Origin of the sequence: Ruminococcus sp. 1001136sp1_2201st1_G3_2201SCRN_220225, from assembly GCF_040924365.1 — a bacterium.
GTDB lineage: Bacteria > Bacillota > Clostridia > Lachnospirales > Lachnospiraceae > Blautia_A > Blautia_A faecis.
This window is the reverse complement of the sequence record NZ_JBCOME010000126.1, coordinates 1-2,935: the sequence shown is the minus strand read 5'-3', so window position 1 is coordinate 2,935 and position 2,935 is coordinate 1. Positions and strand designations below refer to the sequence as shown.

The window sequence follows — 2,935 nt, the reverse complement described above, 5'->3', positions numbered from 1 at the left end:
CACGGCTCACTGGCGATTACCGTGACCGGACTTACACCGGCAAGTGTAGTCCAGCTTTGCTGGACACACGCAAAAAACCTGGAGCTTGCAGGCTGCTATCATCAGGAGCCAATGTCTTACCCTGCTCTTCTCACCTGGTGTGAGGAACAGGCAGAACTCTTTGGCTCCTATATTGCAGACACGGGTGAGTTTCTGGAACAGGCACTGTCAGAGGGCAAAAAGGTAGTGCTGGAAGCCCAGCTTGGCGCCATGAGGGATATTGATTATGGTATTTTCCCCTATACCTCAAGTTCCTCTACCATTTCTGCCTATGGCCCGATCGGTGCCGGAATTCCGGGAAAATCCCTGGATCATGTGGTGGGCGTTTTAAAAGCATATTCTACCTGTGTTGGTGCCGGTCCTTTTGTAGCAGAAAAGGCAATGTCCGATGCCTGGGAAGAAGAGCTTCGAAAAGCGGGCGGTGAATATGGTGCTGCCACAGGCCGTCCCCGCAGGGTGGGACCGTTTGATGCCGTAGCCAGCCGTTATGGATTAAAATGCCAGAATGCAGATCAGATCGCACTTACCAAAATGGATGTCTTAAGTTCCATGAAAGAGATTCCCGTGATCACAGGCTACAAACGTGACGGTGTTGTGACCATGGATTTTGACCCTATGGATGAACTGGACAGCTTTGTCCCTGTAGTAGAAATGCTCCCGGGCTGGGAATGCGATATTTCCGGCTGCCGGACGTATGAAGAGCTTCCGGAGAATGCCAAAGCCTACATCCGTATCCTGGAGCAGCTTTTGAACCATGAGATCCAGTTTATTTCCGTCGGAGCCAGACGGGATCAGTTTTTAACAAAAGGAGCCTGGTTATGAGACATTTGATCGATCCACTTGATTTTACCCTTGAAGAAACTACAAAAGTTCTGGATCTGGCAGACCGCATTGCAGAAAATCCGGAAGTGTACAGCCATGTGGCGGATGGGAAAAAGATTGCTACTCTTTTTTACGAGCCAAGTACCAGAACACGTCTTTCCTTTGAATCTGCCATGCTAAGCCTTGGAGGAAAGGCCCTTGGCTTTGCTGGTGCTGAGCAGTCCAGTGCCACAAAAGGAGAAACGGTAGCTGATACCGCCCGGGTGGTAAGCTGCTATGCAGATATCATTGCAATGCGGCATCCCAAGGAAGGCGCTCCCCTTCGTGCCTCCATGTATGCCACAGTGCCAGTAATTAATGCCGGGGATGGCGGTCATAACCATCCAACCCAGACACTGATTGACCTTATGACTATCCGTCAGAGGAAAGGTCATCTGGATCATCTGACAGTTGGCTTTTGCGGGGATCTGAAATTTGGACGCACCGTACATTCCCTGGTAAACAGCCTGGTACGTCATCCTGGAAACGAGTTTTACTTCATCTCCCCGGAGGAACTTAAGATCCCGGATTACGTGATGGAAGAGACCTTAAAGCCAAACCATTCTTTTTACAAAGAAGTCACCAGCCTGGAGGAAACCCTTCCCAAGCTGGACGTGCTCTATATGACAAGAGTTCAGAAAGAACGTTTCTTTAACGAGGAAGATTATGTCCGGTTAAAGGATACCTATATTTTAAACCGGGAAAAATTAAATCTGGCACAGCCGGATATGCCGGTTCTCCATCCTCTCCCAAGGGTGGACGAAATTGCCACAGACGTGGACCAGGATCCAAGAGCCGCTTATTTTGACCAGGTGCAGAACGGAAAATATATCCGTATGGCATTGATCATGGCTCTGCTTGAAATCCCGGATCCGCTGACAGGAAGGACGGTGCTGTAATGTTAAAGATTGAATCTATCCAAAACGGAATTGTGATCGATCATATCCCGGCTGGAAAAGGAATGGATATTTACAAGCTTCTGGAACTGGACTCCCAGAAACAGTCCGTTGCCCTTTTGCAGTCTGTAAGAAGTGAAAAATACGGCTGTAAAGACCTGATTAAAATAGAGGGGCTTACAGAGCCTGAGCGTCTGGAAGTCCTTGGTTACTTAAATGAGGGTGTCACGCTGATCGTGATCCGTGATGGAAAAGTGGTAAAAAAATACCACCCTGTTCCGCCAAAAACGTTAAAGAATGTAATCAAATGCAAAAATCCCCGCTGCATTACCAGTACGGAAGCAAACTGTGAGCACATCTTCAAACTGTCCTCCAGTGGAAAATATAGATGTATTTACTGCAACCAGGAAGCTTCCCTCTTAAGATAAAGAATAATACATCCTCCCTTGTATATCGCTTAAGAGGAAAATACCCTTTAGGTTTATTTCTATTCCTAAAGGGTATTTAAAAAAATTATTTTCTTCCCGTATCAATTAAATCATAACTCATATCCAAAAAATCCAGTGTTTTACCATCTCCAACAGAGCCATCCAATACTACAGATATCCAATGCTCCTTATTCATGTGGTACCCTGGCCTAATCCCATAGGTTCGTGCAATAAACCCATTTAACTCCGGATTGCATTTCACATTCATAATGTCTACGCTTCCCTCTTCCGGAATTCCTAATTTATTCTTATCTACATTCATAAAAACTGCATACCATTTTCCGTTTTTATGCCGAAGCACCGCTGACTTAGGATCTTTCTTCCAGAGATGCTCCGGTGTTGTTCCATATTGCTCTTTTACATACTGATAAATTGCCTCTTTTGTCAAAAATCTTCCCCCAGTTTACTCTTAGAAATCAAAAAACGAAATACACCATCATTATAGAGAGCCTAATAAACCGTGTCAAGATTTTTGACGCAAAGGATATTCCCATATTTCCTAAAGTATTTTGTTTTAATTTTCTGATTTTTGATTATAATTTTCACATTTTCAACAATTTTCATTCAAAATCCATGTCAAGCGTTTTTGAAAATGTCCCAAAATAATTGAAGTATTAGCCCCGGCTTTTTGCTGGGGCTTGTTAAATTGAT

Annotated in this window: 4 protein-coding genes; 3 read left to right on the top strand and 1 reads right to left on the bottom strand. The window is 44.8% G+C overall.

The window, feature by feature from the left end:
- The 3 genes from AB5642_RS20125 to AB5642_RS20115 all read left to right on the top strand — a co-directional run.
- Positions 1-861, top strand: an 861-nt coding sequence (locus AB5642_RS20125) for an adenylosuccinate synthetase (protein WP_368371949.1), incomplete at its 5' end; no start/stop codon positions are given.
- The gene (pyrB, locus tag AB5642_RS20120; protein ID WP_173718695.1) at positions 858-1,799 is read left to right on the top strand and encodes an aspartate carbamoyltransferase; all 942 of its coding nucleotides are present in this window, start codon (positions 858-860) and stop codon (positions 1,797-1,799) included. The genes AB5642_RS20125 and pyrB, both read left to right, overlap by 4 nt.
- Complete coding sequence (locus tag AB5642_RS20115) at positions 1,799-2,224, top strand: aspartate carbamoyltransferase regulatory subunit (RefSeq protein ID WP_118580543.1); 426 nt, start codon at positions 1,799-1,801, stop codon at positions 2,222-2,224. The genes pyrB and AB5642_RS20115 overlap by 1 nt, the downstream gene beginning before the upstream one ends.
- An 85-nt stretch (positions 2,225-2,309) precedes the next feature.
- Here the strand turns inward: AB5642_RS20115 and AB5642_RS20110 are convergent, their stop codons facing one another.
- Positions 2,310-2,672, bottom strand: a complete 363-nt coding sequence (locus AB5642_RS20110) for an MmcQ/YjbR family DNA-binding protein (RefSeq protein ID WP_173718693.1) — start codon at positions 2,670-2,672, stop codon at positions 2,310-2,312.
- Positions 2,673-2,935: the final 263 nt, after the last annotated feature.